General features: G+C 35.4%; 19 protein-coding genes. All 19 read right to left on the bottom strand.

Annotated elements, in window-relative coordinates; genetic code table 11:
• Positions 1-8: 8 nt before the first annotated feature.
• The 19 genes from EXIGUO8A_RS07610 to EXIGUO8A_RS07520 all read right to left on the bottom strand — a co-directional run bounded on the left by EXIGUO8A_RS07610 (position 9) and on the right by EXIGUO8A_RS07520 (position 20,222).
• The gene (locus EXIGUO8A_RS07610; protein WP_159302640.1) at positions 9-449 is read right to left on the bottom strand and encodes a hypothetical protein; all 441 of its coding nucleotides are present in this window, start codon (positions 447-449) and stop codon (positions 9-11) included.
• 75 nt (positions 450-524) lie between these two features.
• Positions 525-1,091 carry a hypothetical protein gene (locus EXIGUO8A_RS07605; RefSeq protein ID WP_159302639.1) on the bottom strand — a complete coding sequence of 189 codons (567 nt, stop codon included), beginning with the start codon at positions 1,089-1,091 and terminating at the stop codon, positions 525-527.
• Positions 1,084-1,578, bottom strand: a complete 495-nt coding sequence (locus EXIGUO8A_RS07600; protein ID WP_159302638.1) for an RNA polymerase sigma factor — start codon at positions 1,576-1,578, stop codon at positions 1,084-1,086. Before EXIGUO8A_RS07600 ends, EXIGUO8A_RS07605 begins: the two co-directional genes overlap by 8 nt.
• Complete coding sequence (locus EXIGUO8A_RS07595; RefSeq protein ID WP_159302637.1) at positions 1,578-2,420, bottom strand: alpha/beta fold hydrolase; 843 nt, start codon at positions 2,418-2,420, stop codon at positions 1,578-1,580. Before EXIGUO8A_RS07595 ends, EXIGUO8A_RS07600 begins: the two co-directional genes overlap by 1 nt.
• A gap of 75 nt (positions 2,421-2,495) precedes the next feature.
• A complete protein-coding gene (locus tag EXIGUO8A_RS07590; protein WP_159302636.1) occupies positions 2,496-3,716 on the bottom strand; it encodes a TCR/Tet family MFS transporter in 1,221 nt (406 codons plus the stop codon).
• A gap of 130 nt (positions 3,717-3,846) precedes the next feature.
• A complete protein-coding gene (gene atpG / locus EXIGUO8A_RS07585) occupies positions 3,847-4,707 on the bottom strand; it encodes an ATP synthase F1 subunit gamma (RefSeq protein WP_159302635.1) in 861 nt (286 codons plus the stop codon).
• Positions 4,708-4,788: 81 nt separating this feature from the next.
• Positions 4,789-6,369, bottom strand: coding sequence for a F0F1 ATP synthase subunit alpha (gene atpA / locus EXIGUO8A_RS07580; RefSeq protein ID WP_116771638.1), 1,581 nt, complete (start codon positions 6,367-6,369; stop codon positions 4,789-4,791).
• Between the two features lie 60 nt (positions 6,370-6,429).
• Positions 6,430-6,969: an ATP synthase F1 subunit delta gene (gene atpH / locus EXIGUO8A_RS07575; protein ID WP_159302634.1), complete on the bottom strand. Its 540-nt coding sequence runs from the start codon at positions 6,967-6,969 to the stop codon at positions 6,430-6,432.
• A gap of 8 nt (positions 6,970-6,977) precedes the next feature.
• Positions 6,978-7,478 carry a F0F1 ATP synthase subunit B gene (locus EXIGUO8A_RS07570; protein ID WP_159302633.1) on the bottom strand — a complete coding sequence of 167 codons (501 nt, stop codon included), beginning with the start codon at positions 7,476-7,478 and terminating at the stop codon, positions 6,978-6,980.
• Between the two features lie 87 nt (positions 7,479-7,565).
• Complete coding sequence (gene atpE / locus EXIGUO8A_RS07565; protein ID WP_027065438.1) at positions 7,566-7,760, bottom strand: ATP synthase F0 subunit C; 195 nt, start codon at positions 7,758-7,760, stop codon at positions 7,566-7,568.
• A 39-nt stretch (positions 7,761-7,799) separates the two neighbouring features.
• Complete coding sequence (atpB, locus tag EXIGUO8A_RS07560) at positions 7,800-8,975, bottom strand: F0F1 ATP synthase subunit A (RefSeq protein ID WP_159304416.1); 1,176 nt, start codon at positions 8,973-8,975, stop codon at positions 7,800-7,802.
• 93 nt (positions 8,976-9,068) lie between these two features.
• Positions 9,069-9,461: a DUF6168 family protein gene (locus EXIGUO8A_RS07555; protein WP_159302632.1), complete on the bottom strand. Its 393-nt coding sequence runs from the start codon at positions 9,459-9,461 to the stop codon at positions 9,069-9,071.
• Positions 9,462-9,464: 3 nt separating this feature from the next.
• Positions 9,465-9,698 (bottom strand): AtpZ/AtpI family protein, encoded by a 234-nt coding sequence (locus tag EXIGUO8A_RS07550; RefSeq protein WP_116771633.1) that lies wholly within the window; start codon positions 9,696-9,698, stop codon positions 9,465-9,467.
• Positions 9,676-10,098 (bottom strand): bactofilin family protein, encoded by a 423-nt coding sequence (locus tag EXIGUO8A_RS07545; RefSeq protein WP_071340843.1) that lies wholly within the window; start codon positions 10,096-10,098, stop codon positions 9,676-9,678. The genes EXIGUO8A_RS07550 and EXIGUO8A_RS07545 overlap by 23 nt, the downstream gene beginning before the upstream one ends.
• Before the next feature lie 3 nt (positions 10,099-10,101).
• Positions 10,102-12,612: a type IX secretion system periplasmic lipoprotein PorW/SprE gene (gene porW, locus EXIGUO8A_RS07540; RefSeq protein ID WP_407658228.1), complete on the bottom strand. Its 2,511-nt coding sequence runs from the start codon at positions 12,610-12,612 to the stop codon at positions 10,102-10,104.
• 379 nt (positions 12,613-12,991) lie between these two features.
• On the bottom strand, positions 12,992-13,714 hold the full coding sequence (locus tag EXIGUO8A_RS07535; protein WP_159302630.1) for an ABC transporter ATP-binding protein: 723 nt from the start codon (positions 13,712-13,714) through the stop codon (positions 12,992-12,994).
• Between the two features lie 55 nt (positions 13,715-13,769).
• Positions 13,770-15,239 carry a DUF5687 family protein gene (locus tag EXIGUO8A_RS07530; protein WP_159302629.1) on the bottom strand — a complete coding sequence of 490 codons (1,470 nt, stop codon included), beginning with the start codon at positions 15,237-15,239 and terminating at the stop codon, positions 13,770-13,772.
• Between the two features lie 105 nt (positions 15,240-15,344).
• Complete coding sequence (locus EXIGUO8A_RS07525) at positions 15,345-18,863, bottom strand: T9SS type B sorting domain-containing protein (protein ID WP_159302628.1); 3,519 nt, start codon at positions 18,861-18,863, stop codon at positions 15,345-15,347.
• Positions 18,864-18,986: 123 nt separating this feature from the next.
• Complete coding sequence (locus tag EXIGUO8A_RS07520) at positions 18,987-20,222, bottom strand: RNA polymerase sigma factor (RefSeq protein ID WP_159302627.1); 1,236 nt, start codon at positions 20,220-20,222, stop codon at positions 18,987-18,989.
• Positions 20,223-20,225: the final 3 nt, after the last annotated feature.

Genomic DNA, 20,225 nt, shown 5'->3' with positions numbered 1-20,225 from the left:
TTACAAAGTTAGTTTTGAGGAGCGCCTTTATATATTAAAGGTTGTTTCTGTTTTATGCTGCTTATTTTCACATATTTTACTTCTCCATTTTCCTTATAGCTTACTACTGCCTCGTCTGCATTTAACTTTAAATCTAAAGTTTCAGTTGATTCTGGAATGTTATTAGGTATTCTAACCACAATCATTTTTTGATTTTCTATAGTATTAACTATTGCTTTTACCTTCTTACCACGAAAATAAATCTCATATAATTCTACTTCAGAATTTTCAAGTAGTGAAACCGGAATTCGTAATTCGGTACCAGAGCCACTTTCTTCTCTACCGCCAACATATGGCTGACTTGTAGCTTTACCGATTTCGAACGGAGCTTCTGTTTGTAATTTTTTCTGTGACGTACAATTGGTTAAGCAAAGACAGAAAAGCAAGAAGTAAACATTCAAATATTTCATTAGACCCATATTATTCTTATAAAGATAATAAGTAATATGGGTTTAATAGGTCATTTAACATCGTGATCACAAATATTATACTCCCTCTTGCATTTGTAATTGCTTTAATTTAAAAAGTTCATTCTTTACTTGTTTGTATAAAAACACTGAGAACAGGACTAAAAACACTACTGATGAGCATAGAATATAAATATAAAATCCGTTTGATAAGCTAGCCTTAAACAATGGCAATAATATTATAAACCCAACGGTATAAACTATAAGAGCTAAAGGTGTAATTATGTAATGCGTATATTTTCTAAAGGAATAATAACTAGTTAAATTTTCAGTAAAAGTATTTGCATCTTTACTAAAGTTAATGCTACGCAGCCTTTTCAAACTAAACAATTCAATAGCAATTCTAATCACTAAACTACCGATCATTAAACCGATACCAAGCATAAATGTCGCGCTGTTGTATCCTGAAACATATATCAGAAAAGACACTAGAATAATAATAGTAAGGGTCAAAACTATGTTTCCTGTTCTTTGTTTCTGTTCTATGGATTTTACGCTTTTTAAAAGGGATTGAAATCCGTCTTCCGTTGCAGAAACACCTGATTGGTTCTGCCATTTCTTTTGTAAATCTTCAAAATTATTCATTGTTTACACATTTTGTAAGTTGTTGTTTTATTCTATGAATTCTAGTTCGTACAGCTTCATGTTTTATCCCAATTATTTCTGAAATCTCTAGTTGGGGCAAGCCTTCCAATTCCAATAATATTATTGCTTTATTAGTGCTGCTTAGTTTATTTATGCACTTGTATAATTGCACTAACATATCTTCTTTTTCAACAGGGTTGTCACTATTGTCACTTACCTGCAGACTATCAATTTGTAGCTCCCTATCTTTTTTCCGTTCCCGCCGTATTTCAGCTAAACAGGTATTCACACAAATACGATAAATCCAAGTGCCTATTCCGCTTTCATTTCTAAAAGCGTCTAAATTCTGCCAAATTTTTATAAAAGTTTCCTGTACCAGATCTTTAGCAAGAGACTGGTTACCTGAAGTATACCCCATGCATAATCGCATTACTTTTGGGTAGTTTTCTTCATATATTTTCTGGTATATGATTTCTTTAGACCTCATTAGTTCTTCAAGGCATTTTTAAGATTCTTTATAAACCACTGTGGTTGATCATACATGATAAAATGTGATGAGCCATTTGCAAAGTCAATAGTGTATTCTGCAAGCGCTTTATACTGTAGGTCATAAGTAGATTTTGCCATTTCTAAACCATAAGGTTCTGTAGCCGCCAAAATAGTCACCGGTGCATTAATCTTAGACAAATCTTCACGCAGATCTAACTTTAATAAATCGGTATACCCATAGACATAGGTCTCTTTATCTGCCAGAATCATCCAATTTTTAATTATTTCTTGATTTGATTTTTCTTTGGTCATACCACTAGCCATTTGAACAACCATAGCTTCAAAATCGGTATCGTTCATAGCTAATAGTTGTTTATTATATGGCGAATCATACACCATGTACTCACTTTTAAAATCGGGCCTCATTAAAACACCGGTTGATGGTAAAGCATCTACAATGATCAGTTCTTTATATGAATTACCCTCTGCTGCCATCCAAAGTGCCAATGCACCACCTAAACTATGACCTAGTAAAACAGGATTTTCTAATTCATTTTCTGATATATAGGATACAACACCTTCCTTTATTTTTGGTAACCAAGGTTTTTCAATGGCAGCAACGTCACCGAATCCGGCAAAAGTAAAAACATGACATTCATATTTTTTTGATAGCTCTACCACCGTAGCGTCCCAAACTTCACCTGTGCACGCAAATCCAGGGAAAAGAAGAATTGGATTTCCTTCGCCAGTAACTTTTACTTCAAAAGGCTTGCCTTTTGCCGCTGTTGAAAGTGCTGAAAAAATTAGTAATCCGAATAGTAAATTTTTAATTGTTTTCATCGTAAGAGTTTTTTGTTTGTTTGCCCTTTAGATTCAAAAACTAAAAAATGTTACATCCTAAATTGAAAAAAGATTTTATTCCGGCTCTACATCCATTCTTTTTATGGCTATAGATGCTAAAATAAAAGCCGCTAAGAGAAATACTGCCGCCAAAGCATATGGCGCTCCTGGAAAGTAGATTGACCCCTCAGGGCGTATAAAATAATAAAACACGGGCGCAAAGATGAATTGCCCAAGTATGGCAGTAATACTAACCAAACCGGTAATCGATCCCTGCAAAATTCCCTGCTCCTTTTCAGATACTTGGTTAGAAATTACGCCTTGTACCGTTGGACCAGCAATACCGCCCAATGCATACGGAATTAAGAACGCATATAGCATCCACGGTTCTTTGGCAAAAGAAAATAAGAACATACCAACCGTCCATAACAAAAAACCGAAGGTAATTACTTTACGCTTTCCAAACTTCTTTACAATCTTACCTACTAAAAACCCTTGTACGATTGCAACCAATAAACCTACGACCATAAGCGACAATCCTATTTCTTTCGGAGTCCAATCATATCGCTCTATACCGTAGTATGACCATGTAGATGGAAGTGCCTGCCCAGCAAGATTTGCCAAGAAAAAAGCAGATATCAATAGTAAGATCCCCTTGTAGTTTCTCAATGCGAACAAAGAAACCCCTGGAATCATTTTAGAAAAATTGATTTGTCGTCTATTTTCTTTTGTCAACGATTCAGGAACAAAGAAATAGCCAAAAAGAAAATTGGCAAACGTTAAGCCAGCAGCTATATAAAATGGTAAACGAATATCTATCTCACCAAAAAAACCACCAATACCAGGACCGATGATAAAACCTATTCCGAAAGCAGCCCCAATTAATCCAAAATTTTTTGCTTTGTTTTCTTTCGTACTTACGTCGGCAATATAAGCAGAGGCAACAGTAAAACTAGCACCTGTGATACCTGCTAAAAATCGCCCAAGAAACAACCAGGTAATTGTTGGCGCCCACGCATGAATCAAGTAATCGATACTTAAGCCTAACAGCGCAATAAGCAATATGGGTCTTCTACCAAATCTATCGGAAATTTCACCTAGCACAGGTGAAAACAAAAACTGCATACCGGCAAATGCGGTCGTGAGCCACATTCCATAGATGATTGCCATGTGATTACCTTCGCCCGTTAACTCCATAATCAAATCTGGAATAATTGGAAGAATGATGCCTATACCGATGACATCAACTAAAATGGTAATAAAAATAAAAAGTAAGGCGGTTTTTTTAGATTTCATGGTCAAAGCAAAAGTCGGATAAAAAAAGGAATCTAATAGCTATAAAAGTAAAAACCCCACGTTAAGGTGGGGTTTTCAACTTAGTATATGTTCAAGCTCAAAATGACTTCAAATATGTTATCAAGTGGCATTAGTTATTCAATGCTTCTGCACCACCAACGATTTCTAATATCTCGTTAGTAATTGCAGCTTGTCTTGCTTTGTTATAGGTCAATTTTAATTGATCACGTAACTCGGTAGCATTATCTGTTGCTTTATGCATTGCCGTCATACGTGCACCATGCTCACTTGCAAAAGAATCTCTTATTCCTTTATACAATTGTGTTTTCAGTGATTTAGGTATCAATTGCTCAATGATTTCAACTTTTGAAGGTTCAAAAGTATAATCTGCGCTTGCCGTTTCTTCAACTTCTAATGGTACAATTGGCAAAAATTGCTCTGTCATTACAATTTGAGTAGCCGCATTTTTAAACTTGTTATAAACAACTTCAATGCGATCATATGCACCCGCTGTAAACAATTCCATTAAATCTTCTGCAATGGCAGCTACATTATCAAAAGTTAAGTCATCAAAGACACCGCTATGATTAGCAATAACCTTATAACGTTTACCTAAATAATCGTTAGCCTTTTTACCAACCGCAACAAAATCTACTTCTTTCCCAGCATATACATTCTCTACAAGGTTTACAGACTGCTTTAAAATGTTGGTGTTAAAAGCACCACAAAGACCTCTATTAGAAGTAACCGATACGATCAAGACTTTATTTACTACACGATTATCTGCATACACACTACCAGAATCACCTTCTAAACTAGCACTAAGATTTTGTAGTAACTCGGTCAGCTTATCGGCATAAGGTCTCATTGCCGTAATGGCATCTTGCGCCTTTTTCAATTTAGCAGCAGAAACCATTTTCATGGCACTGGTAATCTGCATCGTTGAAGAAACCGATGAAATCCTATTTCGTATTTCCTTTAAATTTGCCATTTTATTCAGTATTTAGTAAAAAGTACATAGTATTAAGTTGCTTCAATACTATGTACTTTTTACTCAGTACTCAGTACTTTTTTAGTTCTTATATTTCGCAGAAAGCTCTTTACAAACAGAAGTCAATGTATCTGTAACCTCATCGGTAAGTTTACCAGACTTCAATGTATCTAGAACATCTCTGTGCTTAGCGTTCAAAAACTCTAAGTAGTCACGTTCAAATTCTTTTACTTTCTCAACAGGAACATCTCTTAACAAGTTTTTAGAACCTGCATAAATAATAGCTACTTGATCCTCTACTGTAAACGGATCGTTTTGTGCCTGCTTTAAGATTTCAACGTTTCTACGTCCTTTTTCAATAACGTTCAATGTTGCTGCATCTAGATCAGAACCGAATTTCGCAAATGCTTCCAATTCACGGAACTGCGCTTGATCCAACTTCAATGTACCCGCAACTTTCTTCATTGATTTAATCTGAGCGTTACCACCAACACGAGATACAGAAATACCCACGTTAATTGCCGGTCTTACACCTTGGTTGAATAAATCTTGCTCCAAGAATATCTGTCCGTCAGTAATAGAAATTACGTTTGTTGGAATATAAGCAGAAACGTCACCCGCTTGTGTTTCAATAATTGGTAATGCAGTCAAAGAACCACCACCTTTTACCATTGGCTTTAATACCTCAGGTAAATCGTTCATTTCTTTTGCGATATCATCATCATTGATAACCTTAGCCGCACGCTCCAATAATCTAGAGTGCAGGTAGAAAACGTCACCTGGGTAAGCCTCACGTCCTGGTGGTCTTCTTAACAAAAGAGACACCTCACGGTAAGCAACCGCTTGTTTAGATAAATCATCATATATAATTAATGCAGGACGACCAGTATCACGGAAATACTCACCAATAGATGCTCCTGTAAACGGTGCATATACTTGCATTGGTGCAGGGTCGGATGCATTTGCAGCCACAATAGTCGTATACGCCATTGCGCCTTTATCTTCTAATACTTGAGCAATACCGGCAACGGTAGATGCCTTTTGACCTATGGCAACATAGATACAGTAAACAGGCTCACCAGCATCATAAAATTCTTTTTGATTCAAAATGGTATCGATACAAACTGTAGTCTTACCAGTTTGACGGTCACCAATAACCAACTCTCTTTGTCCTCTACCTACTGGGATCATGGCATCAATTGCCTTAATACCAGATTGCATTGGCTCGGTTACCGGCTCTCTATAGATAACACCAGGAGCTTTACGCTCAAGTGGCATTTCATAAGTATCGCCAGAAATAGGTCCTTTACCGTCAATTGGGTTACCTAAAGTATCCACAACACGACCAACAATACCTTCACCAACTTTTACAGAAGCAATACGTTGCGTACGTTTAACCGTATCTCCCTCACCAACAGATTTAGAAGGTCCTAAAAGAACCACACCAACGTTATCTTCTTCAAGGTTAAGAACGATACCTTCAAGTCCGCCTTCAAATTCAACCAATTCTCCATATTGAGCATTAGCTAGTCCGAAAACCCTTGCGATACCATCACCTACCTGTAATACAGTACCTACTTCGTCTAAAGTAGCGGTAGCATCGAATCCTGATAATTGTTTCTTTAAAATTGCTGATACTTCAGCGGCTTTTACTCCTGCCATTTTTAATTAGATATAAGATATTAGATCATGAATGTAAACATTCGTGGTCTTATATAGTTATTATAGACTATTTGAAAATTCTCTTTTTAAATTACTAAGCTTGTTACTTATGCTAGCATCGTACTGTAAATCTCCAACTCTTAAGATAAATCCTCCTATGATACTTTCATCAATTTTACTTTCAATGGTAACTTCATCTCCAGTAATTGTAGCAACTTGCTTTAATATTTTTTTCTCCATTGCAGCATTTAAAGGCACAGCAGTAGTCACATAAGCTACGTTTTTACCTTTTAATTGCTCATTAAGAATAATGTATTTTAAGGCGACTTCATTTAGCATAGCTAAACGTTTGTTGTCAACCAACATAGTAATTGTACCTTCTGTAATTGAATTACACCCTTTGAAAATTTCAAGTAATGCACTCTTTTTAGAAGTACCAGAAACTACCGGACTAGCCAATACATCTTTTAATTCTTTACTATCGGAAATAGTAGCGGCGATTGAACGCATATCTTTCTCAACAGCGTCCAAGGCTTTGTTTTCCTTGGCCATATCCAATATCGCCTTTGCGTAACGTAATGCAGCTCTAGATTCGCTCATTATTTCTTTTAGTTAAGTTTTATATCGCTCAACATTGTATCTACCAACTTCAATTGCTTGTCATTACTAGATAACTCTTCTTTTATTACTTTCTCGGCAATTGCTACAGACAATTCTGCAACCTGACTTTTAATGTCAGCTACAGCAGCTTTTTTCTCACTGTCGATAGCAGCTTGCGCTTGCTTCAACATTTTATCACCTTCTAATTTTGCTTGCTCTTTAGAATCCGCGATCATTTTTTCTTTGATCTCACGAGCATCTTTTAACATTGCCTCACGCTCAGAACGTGCTTCTTGCAACATTCTGTCATTATCCGCTTGTAGGTTCTGCATATCTGCTTTAGCCTTTTCAGCAGCAGCCAATGCTTCTTGTATTCCTGTCTCTCTCTCGTTCAATGAGTTCAAGATAGGTTTCCAGGCAAATTTTACCATTAAGAAAATTAAACCTAATAATAATATTGTTTGTACAATAAACAATCCTGGTGAAAAATCATTCAATAAAACTTCCATATCTTAATCTTTAAAATCTAAATCAATAATTAAAAACATTTCCTGCAACCAACCGTTACAGGAAAATGCCTTTGGGTTTTCGTGTTCTTATTTTCCTAAGAACAAAGCACCGAATGCTAAACCTTCTAAAAGTGCAGCTACGATAATCATCGCAGTTTGAATTTTTCCTGCCGCTTCTGGTTGACGAGCAATACCTTCCATTGCTTTACCACCGATTTGACCAAGACCTAAACCTGCTCCGATAACGATTAAACCTGCTCCAATTAAATTGTAAGTTACCATACTAATTGATTTATATAATTAAATTAAAAAAACTCTTTTTTATATGAAGTCTGCCCTTACATCTTCTGTATCGGCTACTTCGTGACCAGCCTCATCATGATGATGATCATGGTCGTGTTCTGCAACTGCCATACCTATAAACAAGGCTGAAAGCGCGGTAAATATATATGCTTGCAAAAAGGCTACTAAAACCTCAATTAACGTAATAAAAAATGACAACACCAAAGAAAGACCAGTAGCGCCCGCTACACCTAAACTCTCTTTAAGTGTAAACATAATTGCAATTAAGCTCATTACTACAATGTGACCTGCAGATATGTTTGCGAACAAACGCACTAACAATGAAAATGGTTTAATGATAAATGCACCTGCTAATTCTATAATAGCCAATATAGGTTTTACGAATACAGGTACGCCCGGCATCCATAAAATGTGCATCCAGTAATCTTTATTACCACTTACCGTATAAATGATCAATGTGAAAATAGCCAAACAAGCAGTTACGGCTATTTGCCCTGTAACGTTAAAACCGAAAGGAGTAAGACCCAATAAGTTCAGTACCCATATAAAAAAGAATACGGTTAAAAGGTACCCTGTAAATTTTCTGTAATGCTTTTCGCCAATGTTAGGTCTTGCAATTTCATCCCTAACATATAAAACCAATGGTTCTAACACTCTACCGAATCCTGTAGGAATACTTTTCTTGGCATACTGCTTAGCCAATGAAGAAAAGGCGAGTAGCATTAATAAACCTACCAACAACACCCCAACTACACTTTTGGTAATAGAAAAATCTAAAACCTTATGCGCATTTGTTGCATGGTGCTCTTCATCAAAATTCACTGAAGATGCGCCCGCTTCCAACTCATAAATTTTACTGTGAAGCTTTACGAATTTAGATCCGTTCTTTTCCACGATTACTTCACCGTTATCATCATGATGAAATTCAGACGACATAAAAGTTACCAATCCGTTGCTTGACCATAAGATCACCGGTAATGGAAAACCAACATGTTTTCTTTCGCCTGCATCATTGGTATATGAAAACAAGTGAAAATCATGAGAGTCTTTTAAGTGGTGTAAAATATACTCATCTACCTCTTCTTTAGTACTCACCGTACCTTCTTGTTCGGTATCGGATAGTGCAAAACTTTGCAATGAGAAACAAAGTATTAGAAGTTGTAATAAGGTTTTAATCGTATTTGAAACTTTCATCATTAGTTCTATGTCAAAAAATTAAGCTCCTAGAAATTTTGCGCAAAAGTAGTCAATAATAACATAACCATCCCAATTTTAAAGCTTTAAAATTTATAGACTTTTATTCCCCATAATTTTAGCTATAAAAAATACCTCTAGAAAAAGAAATATTAAGATTGGAATCAATAACATTCCCCTATATAACTGAGGCATAATTAGTTCTCCAAGCAGGTAAGGATAGAAGATCATTGCGAACAAAGTGATCTTAAATACAAGTGCGGCCATATAAAGAAAGCCTAACTGCTGAAAAAATGAATTGTTCTTCGACGCAATTAAGAAGGTGATGACCAATACCAACGAAAACACATAATGAAATGTATAGGCTTTTTGTAATAAGGGCTCAAAATACGGTTCGGCATTGCCCAATAACTGATCTTGTAAAAGAAAGGAAGTCGCGCCCACAACAGTGAACACGACTATGTATAAAATAATTTTTTTTAGCAACGTTTATTTATTTAATGCCATAACTTTCTTTATGACCAAATAGATAGACAAAAATACTGCAAGTAAAGTAAATGTGTCTTCTAAAAACGTTTTTTCAAATTTTTCATCTAACCATTCTCCTAAAAGATTGCCTAAAAATATGGTGACACCCATTTGTATGGCCACACCACTTAAGCTTGCGGCATTTCTTAGTAACTCGGAATTATCATTGCCTTTACGAGGCTTTTGCGGCTCCATTGTTCGGTGATTTAAAACCAGCTGGGTTACTTCCTCCTTTTTTGCCTCCCATGTTACAAGATGCATTAAAAGTAGCGCCAGGTTCTACTGCCAATTTACTTACTGAAACAGTACCCTCTATAACTGCAGACGATTTTAAGGATAACAGATCAGATACGTTCAATTCTCCGTTAAAACTACCTTCTATATCCGCATTTACACATTCTACTTTGCCATGTATATAGCCATCTTTACCTATGACCACTTTACCTGAGGTTTTAACATTGCCATCTAACTTACCATCGATACGAAAATCTGCTTCTGAGATGATATCTCCTTTAATTTTTGTGTTCTTCTCTATTCTGTTCGGCTGTCCTCCTATTTCATTCATAGCTTTGGGTTTTTGTCTGTCTGAAAACATTGTTCACGGTTTTGGGGTTAAAAGCGTATTTCTATAATCGATTATATTTTTGTGCACCTGTATAATCTTATAGTTCTCTGATAAAACTACAAAATTCTCATCAGCAACTCGGTAATCCTTATTATTTTTTAATAGCTCGGCGTAACCAAGTGCGAAATCTTTCGATTTAAATCCGTGAACGACCACAAATTGGTCTTCTACATTATAAATATCTCTTGAAACTTTATTTTTATATCTAAGGTCTTCAATTGATTTTTCTAACAGTTCCATCAATTTCAAAGCCTTTTCGTTATTGCTCCTTTTAAAAGGGAAAACCACTTTCCAGTTTGATGTTCCTTTGGAGTCTGTCTCTGGAGAAAAGTCTTTTTGTTCTAATTTAGGAAGCTGCTCGGCAATCATCTGTTCTGCCTTTTTACCTTCTGGATTATTAGGGTAAGTCAATGCCACATAGTTCAATGCTTCTTTAAAAAGCTCAAACCCTTGCAACCTTCCAATGGCGTTCGCTTTTAACATCTCAAATTTTGGCACTATTGGATCACCGGTAAATCTATTGATATTTTCCTCTGCACCTGTTATTACCTGTAAATAATGTTGTTCTTGGTATTGTTTGAACAAACTCTCATAGCGCTTTTCTGGACTGTCTGAACTATTTGCCAATACGGCTTGCGGATTCAACAATATTTCAGCGTATCTAGAATCTGCATGGTTGGCAATAATATCTGCCTTCATTGTTTCTTTCAACGGACTACCAACTTCTTCGTAAATTTTATACAAGTTATATTTTGAAGGAAGAATCAAACGTTCTTCCGCATTTGATGCCAATACATTTTCAAGCTTCTCTGCTGCCAACAAATTCTCGTTGAATTTCTCCTTATAGATAAGTCCTAATTGATAGTTCGCAAAATTTCGTTCTGTCTTTAAGCTATCGATTATGGTAACATCTGTAGGTAAACGATCCATATAATAATCTAAAGAGAATTTCTCGTCTTCACTTACCACATTTAAACTATCATTTGTTCCCGGTGCATTTTGTAATGCAATATTCTCACTATTGACAAGTGACTTGTCTGACCAGCGCCAATCATCAGTGAGCTCTCTATTGCCCCAACGGTTTTTAAAATCATTTTGGCCATAGCCTAAACTGGTAATATTGTAGAAATAGAACTTACCCTTATTCTCTTTACCACCTTTACTATTGTTAAAAGCCGCAAAACCATCGGTAATTCTTTGCTTTTCTTTTTTCTGCGCTGCTTCTTTCGCCTTTTGTAATTCTTCAATATGCTTTCCAAAATATGCCAACTGCTCTTCTTTTGGCATTTCAAATACCGTAATAACACTATCGGAATATTGAACAATATCTTCGTATTTAATTACATCTTCAAGGTTATCACGCTTTTTCTTTATTGCCCTAAATTTCTTAGTATTCTCGTTTAGATTGGTCAGTACACTATCATAATAGGCACCGGCAGGCTTGTAAACACTTTCATCAAAATTATATTCCGCCAAATTCTCATAATTAAGCGCATTTAATTTTGGTTTGTTCTGCGAAGCCCGAAGCGATTTATTAAAATATACGATTGCCAAACTATCGGCTTCTTGCTCCAAATGAAATTCGGCCAACTGTCTATAAATACCATCTAAAAAAGGTCTGTTTTCTCTATTCAACTCCATTTTAGTCAAATACTCCAAAACCTCTTCTTTATTCTCGCTAGTTACTTTGGTATTCTTAAGTTTTTCAATCTCCGCATTGATCATGTAAACTCTTGGAGATTTTCTGTTCAGCTCAATTACCTTATCAAAAGCATAATTAGCACTGTCCTTAAAACCCATCTGATTGTACAACTGACCAATGATATAGTAATACCTTCCTTTTTCAGGGTTTTTCTTGGTGTAATGCGATGCAACCTTAAGGTTTTGCACTGCAGTATCAGGAGCATTTAGGTTAATATATGCTTGTGCCAACATAGCTCTAGCGTCGGCATATTCTTGGTCTTTTAAACGCTCGTACTTCATTAAGCGTTTTAAATTTTTAATGGCAAGGTCATCGTTTTCTAGTCTTATGTTTACCTTTTCTCTCCAAATACTGGCTTCATTAAGCTTATCACTTTCTGAGTATTTATTAAGAATGTAATTAAAGGATTCTAATGCAGGAATGTAGCGTTCATCAAAATAACGGGCTTTGCCTAATAGCAGAAATGCTTCATCTATTTGAGGGTTTCGCTCTTCATCCTTAATATCCATACTATGGCGTTGAATAGCCTTGGTAGCTTTTTCTTCTGCAATAAGGAAATTAGGGTTGTTGTCTTCTGAATCTAGTTTTATTTCACCACTAACTTCTAAACGTTCTATTGGCAATACTTCAAAATAGTCATCTTGATACGTATCGTTCAAAGTTTCTCGCCCCAGGTCAAAAGCAATGTTACCATTATACAAGGTATTGTACTTGGTATTGAGCGCGTGCCAATTACGGTTTACGAACTTGTCTTTCTTGACAGAACATGCATTAAATAGCATACTCGCCAAAACACCGGATAAAATAAGTTTGTTTCTAAGATTCAAAATAGATAATCTACGTATGTATGTTTAACTTAAAAACAACCAGATTATTATACCGTTTATCGGTAAACTGCATATTTATTTTTGAATGATAATAATGGAAACAACCTGGATGATACTTTTATAACAGACTGAGTAGTTTGTTTTGACATAAAATGATCAAGATTTCATCATTTTATTGCAGTTAATCTGATCAACGAATTCTTTATCGACTTTTATTAACCTTACAGTAAAGGTGTATTATTGAAAAACCGACCTAACGGTCGGTTTAATAAATTTATGGGGTTTTACACCAAAAGTTAGATTTTCAACTGTAACTAAACCAAAAATACATTGGTTAATCTTCCAGAACCACCTCAGCATTATCTGAACCAAAGAACACTTCTAATTCTTTTAAAGTTTCGGTAGAAGTTTCAATATCTCTTACCACCTCGCCTTTGTTTAACACCACAATACGTTCGCAAACTTCGGTTACATGAATTAAATCGTGACTAGAAACCAAAACAGTAACATCTTGCTGTGCTGCAAGCTCTTTTATAATTTGCTTTAGACGAATCTGTGTTGTTGGATCTAAATTGGCAAAAGGTTCATCTAGAATCACCACTTTAGGATTACCAATAAAAGAAGCAACAATACCTGCTTTCTTTTGGTTTCCCTTAGATAGGTCTCTCAAGTACTTTTTCTGACCCAATATTTCACCATGAAAGAAATCTTGATACTGCGCCAATAGTGCATCAACATCGGCTTTGTTTTGACCACGTAGGTCACCAATGAAGTAAAAATACTCTTCGGGAGTTAAATATCCGATCAAAAAAGTTTCATCTATAAAAGATGATGTAAACGGTTTCCAATTTTCACTGGTGTTTACCTGAACTTCGTTATTAATAATATGTCCTGTAGTTGGCTGAATTAGGTCAAGCAACAAACTAAAAAGCGTTGTTTTACCTGCCCCATTATTACCAACCAAACCGAAACTTTGTCCTGTTGGAATATGTAAAGATTCTATATTCAATACTTTATGTGCGCCGTAAATTTTGGATAAATTTTCTATTGTAATCATAATCTTGTTGTTCTATATTTTTTGGATGAATTGTAATGTGATAAATAGATAAAGCCTAACTCGCTTTCTCTTTAAAGCCCGCAATCATTCCGTATTTCTTTTTCTTGTATTGTTCCGTAATTAAACCTAATAGATAATTCTTCATAGCAAAACCGATAATTCCTAAAACTGAAAGTACACCTACTGCCAATTCTAAATTAAAAATGTAATAAAAGATGGAAAATATAATAATAGGAACAACTAATACAGGAAGCATTACTAGAAATTGAGTGGCACTTGCACCTTGCATATTACCGAACGGACTCTGATCTAATTCAATCCTTTTCTTGTTGAAAGAACCGAAATATAAAATGACCGGTATATTTACACCTAAATTATATAAGGCACAGCCAAAATTGATTGCCAAGGCATCCCAACCAAAGTAAACATAAGGTATAGTCAATAAAAACATAGCCACTATACTCACCGTAATTAAAGAAACTTTAGACTCCAAATACTTGCGCATGGGTATATTTTGCGACATCATCATACTATAATAGCTACTATCCCAAGCTGGAATAAATTGACCAAAATTACTTAAGAAAATTCCTGTCATAAATATGCCGACAAAAGCTTTCATAGGCATCATACTACTATATATATCTTGGGTGTAAAACACTAAGCCGTAAAAAACAAATAGCAGAGAAATATACACTTGAGACTTGGTTCTTTTATTACGCCATATCATTTTAAGATCAAGTTGTAAGAAAGAGCCCATTTCACCAAAACGTTTTGTCCAAGCTAAATCTGAGGTATTTGCCTCTACAGATTTCGCTTTAAGTTTTGCATCTAGGTAAATTTTATCTTTTAAATATGTATAGTTTATATAATACATGAGCAAGGCTAGAGCAACGGGTATCAATACTGTTATGGGATATGCATAAAGTGCATGAAAAACGGGCGCAAAAAATTCCTTAATAGAAAACACCCCAAAATAATCTAATCCATAGCCCAAAACGAGTAAGCTTACAATAGCAATAAGAACCTTGTCATTTTTATTGACCAAAAGGTTTAAATAGTTAATACTAAGAACAATTGCCTTTATTGCAACAACCCATAATAATACATTCAATACAGGGTAATCATTGAATAAAAGAACAATAGCGAAGGGAACAATAAAAAATAAGGTCAATAAATTATAAATAGATGCAGCCGATCTACCTAATATATAATGTGCTATGGTACTTTTCTTCACTGGTGTGGTCAAAAAAGGCTTAATATCCATTACCGGTAGTTTTTGCATAAAATACCTGAGCATTAATTCCATTAGAATCCAGTAAATAAAATATTGACTAACAATCCATAAAGGGTTTTGATCTGGGAAGAATTTGCGCAGTAGAAAGTACATACCTCCACCGGTTACGGCTAGCGATATCAACATATACACCGCAAAAAATCCCATGACTATTTTTATCCCTAAACTTTTACCAAGGTTAGAGGACCTAAAAAAGGATTTCCATTGTAAGGAAGAAAAACGTTTAAACATTCGGTTGGTTTTAGTATTCAAAATATAAGTAAGAAAAATCTTGAGTTTGTTACAAGATAATTCAAGAATATATTTCTAAACTACTTAAAATAGACCGAAATCATTTTATCGCTTTAAAGCAAAATGACCTGTAATTATTTGATTTTCAGAATATGTATATTTAAACCAATAATCTGATTCTGGTAATGAGATACCGTTAGAAGTTCCATCCCACCCTTTAGAATTTGGACTAATCTGTTTCAAAAGTTTTCCATATCTATCGTAAATAAACAATTGGGATTCAGGATACAGTTCTCCACCAATAATGTTCCAATATTCATTATTACCATCTCCATTGGGAGTAAAAAATCGCTGGTAACCAATGGCAATAACATCTTTTGATATAACCCTGCACTCCAATAAATCTTTAACAAAGACTGTATGTTCTCCAGGGAAGACCACAAACTCATTACTAGCTTGATAGTTATCACCATCTACCGAATATTCAAAAGGTCCCGTTCCTGTTGCGTTAATTGTAATATCTATTTGGTCTGAAAATCCGTTAATTTCAACTTCCATTGTTTCTGGTGCCCCAGATGATAACACCTCAAATGATCGGGAATTTTCACAACGTACGCCGTTTGTAGTTTGGCTTACGGTTAATTGATATGCACCTAAATCAGACACGTTAAAATTTCTGATAGTACTTAGTTCTACACCATCAAAATTTTGCCAAGACCACGATTCAAAATCACCTCCATCAATAACTAAAGCAGGACTATCTGGACAAATAACATAACGTTCTTCTAAATTTATCTGTGGTAAAGAATTGATAATAATTTCAAAGAATGTCGTGGCGTAGCAATTATCTAGACTGGTAGGCTGAACCCGAGCGTAAATAGTTTCTTGATTCAATACATTAGTATATGCCGATGAATCTAAAGTATTTGTGTTGTTTTCAGCATCAACTTGAGAGGCGAAATACGTTACCTTGAAATCGTTGACAGATTGATTACCTAAAATCTCCACATCTTTTTGAGTCAAATCTATAGTTTGAATACCTGTTTCGTTATCATCACATAGAATTATAGGTAATGGAGCTTGTGTAAACGGCGTGTTATACACTTCAATTTCAAAACTATTTGTCACAATACAAGTTGCGCTTCTATTGTTCTCAATACTGTAAAATATAGTTTGAGGGTTTGTTGTGTTTTGATAGAAACCATTGATTTCATTTTGAGCCAAATTGGCATCTACCGCATTCTCATAATAACGCACCGTAAAATCATCAACATTTTGATTTACTAATATTTCCGTATTCTTTTCGGTAAGGTCGAAAACAGCACTACCATTGTTATCATTGTCACAAACATTCCAATCTGTGACTGACGGAGTATTTGGAGCATCAAAGACTTGCAATTCAAAATTGGTGATTGCATAACAGCTAGCATCAGTAGCATTTTGCACTCTAACGAATATTGTTTGATTGTAACTAATGGTATTTGTAAAGCTATTGGATAGTGCATCAGTGCCATTTTCAGCATCTACCTTAGTGGTATAATATGTTACTAGTAAACTAGTTGAACTTTGTGTTCCAATAATTTCCGCTTCTGTATCGCTTAGCAAAAATGTTGCGAAGCCATCATTATTATCATCACAGACCTCTAAATTATTAGGGGTATTTGCAACAACACCGGGGCTGACCTCTATTGTAAAACTATCCGTTTTATAACAATCGGTATGAGTACTATTTTCCAGTCTCACAAAAATTTCTTCACTGGACAAGGTGTTGGTATAGTTGATAGGTAACGGATTAGAACCAGTATCGGCATCAGCTTGAGAAGAAAAATAACTTATATCAAAAATAGTTTCATCTTGACCATTAAAAACCTCAATGTCTTTTTCAGATAGGTCAAAGGTGTAAAATCCGTCAAGGTCATCGTCACAAATGGTCCAATCGGTTATAGTTCCCAATGTTGGTTCTTGCAGGGCAATGACATTAAACTGGGTTGTATCATAACAAGCTGTATTGCTTTTATTAGATACTCGTGCATAAACTGCCGTACTTCCAAGTGGAAAGTCATAACTAAAAGCTAACGGATTACTATTTGTATCTGCGTCAGCTTGTGATGAAAAATAGGTGACCGTAAAAACTGATGGATTTTGAGTACCTAAAATTGCATTATTTAGCGTGGTTAAGTCTAAAGAATATGTGTTTTGTTCACTACATCTTTCTAAACCATTTATTGTTGTAGCTATTGGAATTTCATAAATGGTAATATCCTTAGTTTCTATTTTGGTTTCTGATGCTGTGGTTACGGTTACTGATACAGTGTAATCCCCAGGTGCTGCATAGATATGACTTGGATTTTCTAAAGTAGAGGTATTTCCATCTCCAAAATCCCAAATGATATTTAATATAGGATCAGATGAAGATACTTCAAAATCGGTAGCATCACCTAAGCAAAAATTCCTTGCACGTAAGCCAATGACAAAGAAGGACTGGATAAAAGGTGGAAGACCCGATAAACTTGTACCAGACAATAGAGGAACAGTATTTGGTGAATAATCACTAGCCAACCCTCCTAAATTTGGGTTATTTATTACACTAAGATAATTCTTTTCAAACTCTGCAACATAAATCTTGCCATCTATCGCCAACTGCAATGCCCCTACACCGCCTGGCTTTATTGGCGCAATTTCTACTCCCGAAGCTAAAATAGCCGGTTCGCTATAATTAGACATATCAAATTGATGAATGCTATGTTCTTGGGTGTAATTGAGATAAAAATTTGTGTAGGTAACATATAGCTTACTACTATCTGATGAAAACTCCGCTCCATAAGAAAAAGTAGCTGCATTTGGAGGTATTAAAGGCAAAAAATAGGGATTTAAATCTATTGCACTGCTTATTTGGCCAGAAAACGAATCAAAACGAAACAATTCACGAAGTCTTGTACCCGTTGTAATAGAAACCAAGAATTGCCCATCCGGAGAAATTTTCATATACCCTCTTGTACCTTGTCCATTAGGGGCTATAGGTAAAATTTCCCCAACCGATGAAACTACGGGTGTAGTTACTAAGCCAGTTGGTGTTACCAAATACCCCAAAAAGTCATTGTTACCATAACCATGTGCCACTACCCAAATATCCGTACCATTGGTATGTTCTACAGCAGTCAGTTTTTCAGCCACAGGAGTAGCAAGGGGTATATTTTTTGTGATAACATCTCCCAAACCACCATTCAAGGACATATCTAGAATGCTATATTGCAGACCCTCTGGTTCTCCTGCATCGTGTATAGTGAATATATAATACAGGTCTATATTTCCTGGATAAGGAACTATAATACCCGATTGAGTGCTACTTGGGTTTCCTAATAAACCCGTTCCATTGGACATTGGAATATGGTTTCTATTCCAAACCGTAATACCATCTGTATAAAAAAGTAAACTACCGGTAGCATCTGAAATAGTGGCACACCCTTCAAGTGTATTCAATTGCCCGTCTGTTAATGCAACGGGCGCCCCAGAATTAAAGTCCAAGCCCGCATTTTCGCCAAAATACCATATAGCAGCCTGTTCTTGAGCTTGTAAAGTATATGTGGAAATAACTATGAGGGCAATCGAAATGAACTTTTTCAAGTTTAAGTAGGTTTGTTGATTTAATACTAAAGTACCAATTACAGCAAATAACGTAAGTAAAATACTTCATAATGTTGAAAACCTCGATAAGTTGCGTTTATCAATATTAAGAGAAAGACACTGCTATAGCAGTTTTTCCCGCTTCTTCATCAAAAACTCTCGCTCCAATTTATTCGAAGTTTCCAGCAGTGCTTTATCCAAAAAAGAGATTGCCAAATCTTTCTCACCTTTTTTTAGATAATATTCCGCAAAACAACCATAATATAGATATGCTCTTTGACCAAGTACGGCTACCTCAATGCAATTCAATAATTGATATGTTTTCGCTAAATCGTTTAGTTGAAGACATACTGTTGCATGATTTAACAATGTAAACATGTTAGGTTCAAACGTATGCAACTGTTCATACCAATAAGAAATCTTTTTCCAGTTGGTATCTTTAAATGTTTTGGCATTTAAATGTTCAGAGGCTATAGCAGCTTCGTAATGATACACAGAACTATCATCATAATCCATGGCTTTGTGCATTGCGCTATTCCCCATTTTTATCAGTGGAAAATACCATTTGGTACGGTTTTGGTTTTTCAAATTAACCAATTGATTATCAGACGAAATTTTACTTTCCAGTCTTGACATGTGAAAACAGAGTAACGCAAAAAGTGCATACAAACTTCCGCTTCTAAACTGCTCTTTTTTCAAAAGAAGTTGGCAAAGACGAATAGCTTCGCCACACAAATCTTCTTTAATTAATTTTTCTTTATTAGTGGAATGAAACCCTTCATTAAACGTCAAATAAATGACTTTCATGACCTGCTCCATACGATTATGAATTGCTTCTGGATTTGGGTACTGAAATTGAATATTCCTTTCTATAATTGTTTTCTTTGCCCGGGTCAGTCGTTTAGAAATAGTTTCTTCTTTGGTCAACAATGCCGCAGCTATTTCTTTAATGCTAAAACCTGAAATTGTTTTAAGCGCAAATGCAATTTGTTCATTAGGATGCAAAGTTGGGTGGCAGGCAACGAAAATCATTCGCAACTGACTGTCGGCTACTTCGTGGTCTAAAAACAGTTCATCAATCTGTAACGAAGATGCACCTGTGGTAATGGCAAGATTTCTATTCTTTTCAGCTTGTATACTTCTTAGTATATCAATTGTTCTGTTTTTGGCAACCCTGTTCAGCCAAGCTTCTGGATTGTCGGGAATTTGGGTTCGCCATTGAGAAGTTGCTTTTATAAAGGTATCCTGTACCGCATCTTCAATGGTTTCTATATATGACAACCCGAAAAAACGGGTTAAAATAGCGACCATCTTCCCGTAATGATGTCTAAAAAGATGGTCTACTACTTTATGTTCCATATA

This window comes from Maribacter litoralis (assembly GCF_902506355.1).
Lineage (GTDB): Bacteria > Bacteroidota > Bacteroidia > Flavobacteriales > Flavobacteriaceae > Maribacter > Maribacter litoralis.
This window is presented reverse-complemented; position numbering and strand designations above follow the sequence as displayed.

Bases quoted from the DNA above. Each gene is read 5' to 3' on its own strand.
- EXIGUO8A_RS07545 (WP_071340843.1), bottom strand. From the start codon at position 10,098: ATGTTTTCAGACAGACAAAAACCCAAAGCTATGAATGAAATAGGAGGA.
- EXIGUO8A_RS07600 (WP_159302638.1), bottom strand. From the start codon at position 1,578: ATGAGGTCTAAAGAAATCATATACCAGAAAATATATGAAGAAAACTAC.
- EXIGUO8A_RS07590 (WP_159302636.1), bottom strand. From the start codon at position 3,716: ATGAAATCTAAAAAAACCGCCTTACTTTTTATTTTTATTACCATTTTA.
- atpE (WP_027065438.1), bottom strand. From the start codon at position 7,760: ATGGTAACTTACAATTTAATTGGAGCAGGTTTAATCGTTATCGGAGCA.
- atpG (WP_159302635.1), bottom strand. From the start codon at position 4,707: ATGGCAAATTTAAAGGAAATACGAAATAGGATTTCATCGGTTTCTTCA.
- porW (WP_407658228.1), bottom strand. From the start codon at position 12,612: ATGCTATTTAATGCATGTTCTGTCAAGAAAGACAAGTTCGTAAACCGT.
- EXIGUO8A_RS07610 (WP_159302640.1), bottom strand. From the start codon at position 449: ATGAAATATTTGAATGTTTACTTCTTGCTTTTCTGTCTTTGCTTAACC.
- EXIGUO8A_RS07605 (WP_159302639.1), bottom strand. From the start codon at position 1,091: ATGAATAATTTTGAAGATTTACAAAAGAAATGGCAGAACCAATCAGGT.
- EXIGUO8A_RS07595 (WP_159302637.1), bottom strand. From the start codon at position 2,420: ATGAAAACAATTAAAAATTTACTATTCGGATTACTAATTTTTTCAGCA.
- EXIGUO8A_RS07570 (WP_159302633.1), bottom strand. From the start codon at position 7,478: ATGGAAGTTTTATTGAATGATTTTTCACCAGGATTGTTTATTGTACAA.
- EXIGUO8A_RS07535 (WP_159302630.1), bottom strand. From the start codon at position 13,714: ATGATTACAATAGAAAATTTATCCAAAATTTACGGCGCACATAAAGTA.
- EXIGUO8A_RS07550 (WP_116771633.1), bottom strand. From the start codon at position 9,698: ATGGAGCCGCAAAAGCCTCGTAAAGGCAATGATAATTCCGAGTTACTA.
- atpA (WP_116771638.1), bottom strand. From the start codon at position 6,369: ATGGCAGGAGTAAAAGCCGCTGAAGTATCAGCAATTTTAAAGAAACAA.
- atpH (WP_159302634.1), bottom strand. From the start codon at position 6,969: ATGAGCGAATCTAGAGCTGCATTACGTTACGCAAAGGCGATATTGGAT.
- EXIGUO8A_RS07530 (WP_159302629.1), bottom strand. From the start codon at position 15,239: ATGTTTAAACGTTTTTCTTCCTTACAATGGAAATCCTTTTTTAGGTCC.
- EXIGUO8A_RS07520 (WP_159302627.1), bottom strand. From the start codon at position 20,222: ATGGAACATAAAGTAGTAGACCATCTTTTTAGACATCATTACGGGAAG.
- atpB (WP_159304416.1), bottom strand. From the start codon at position 8,975: ATGAAAGTTTCAAATACGATTAAAACCTTATTACAACTTCTAATACTT.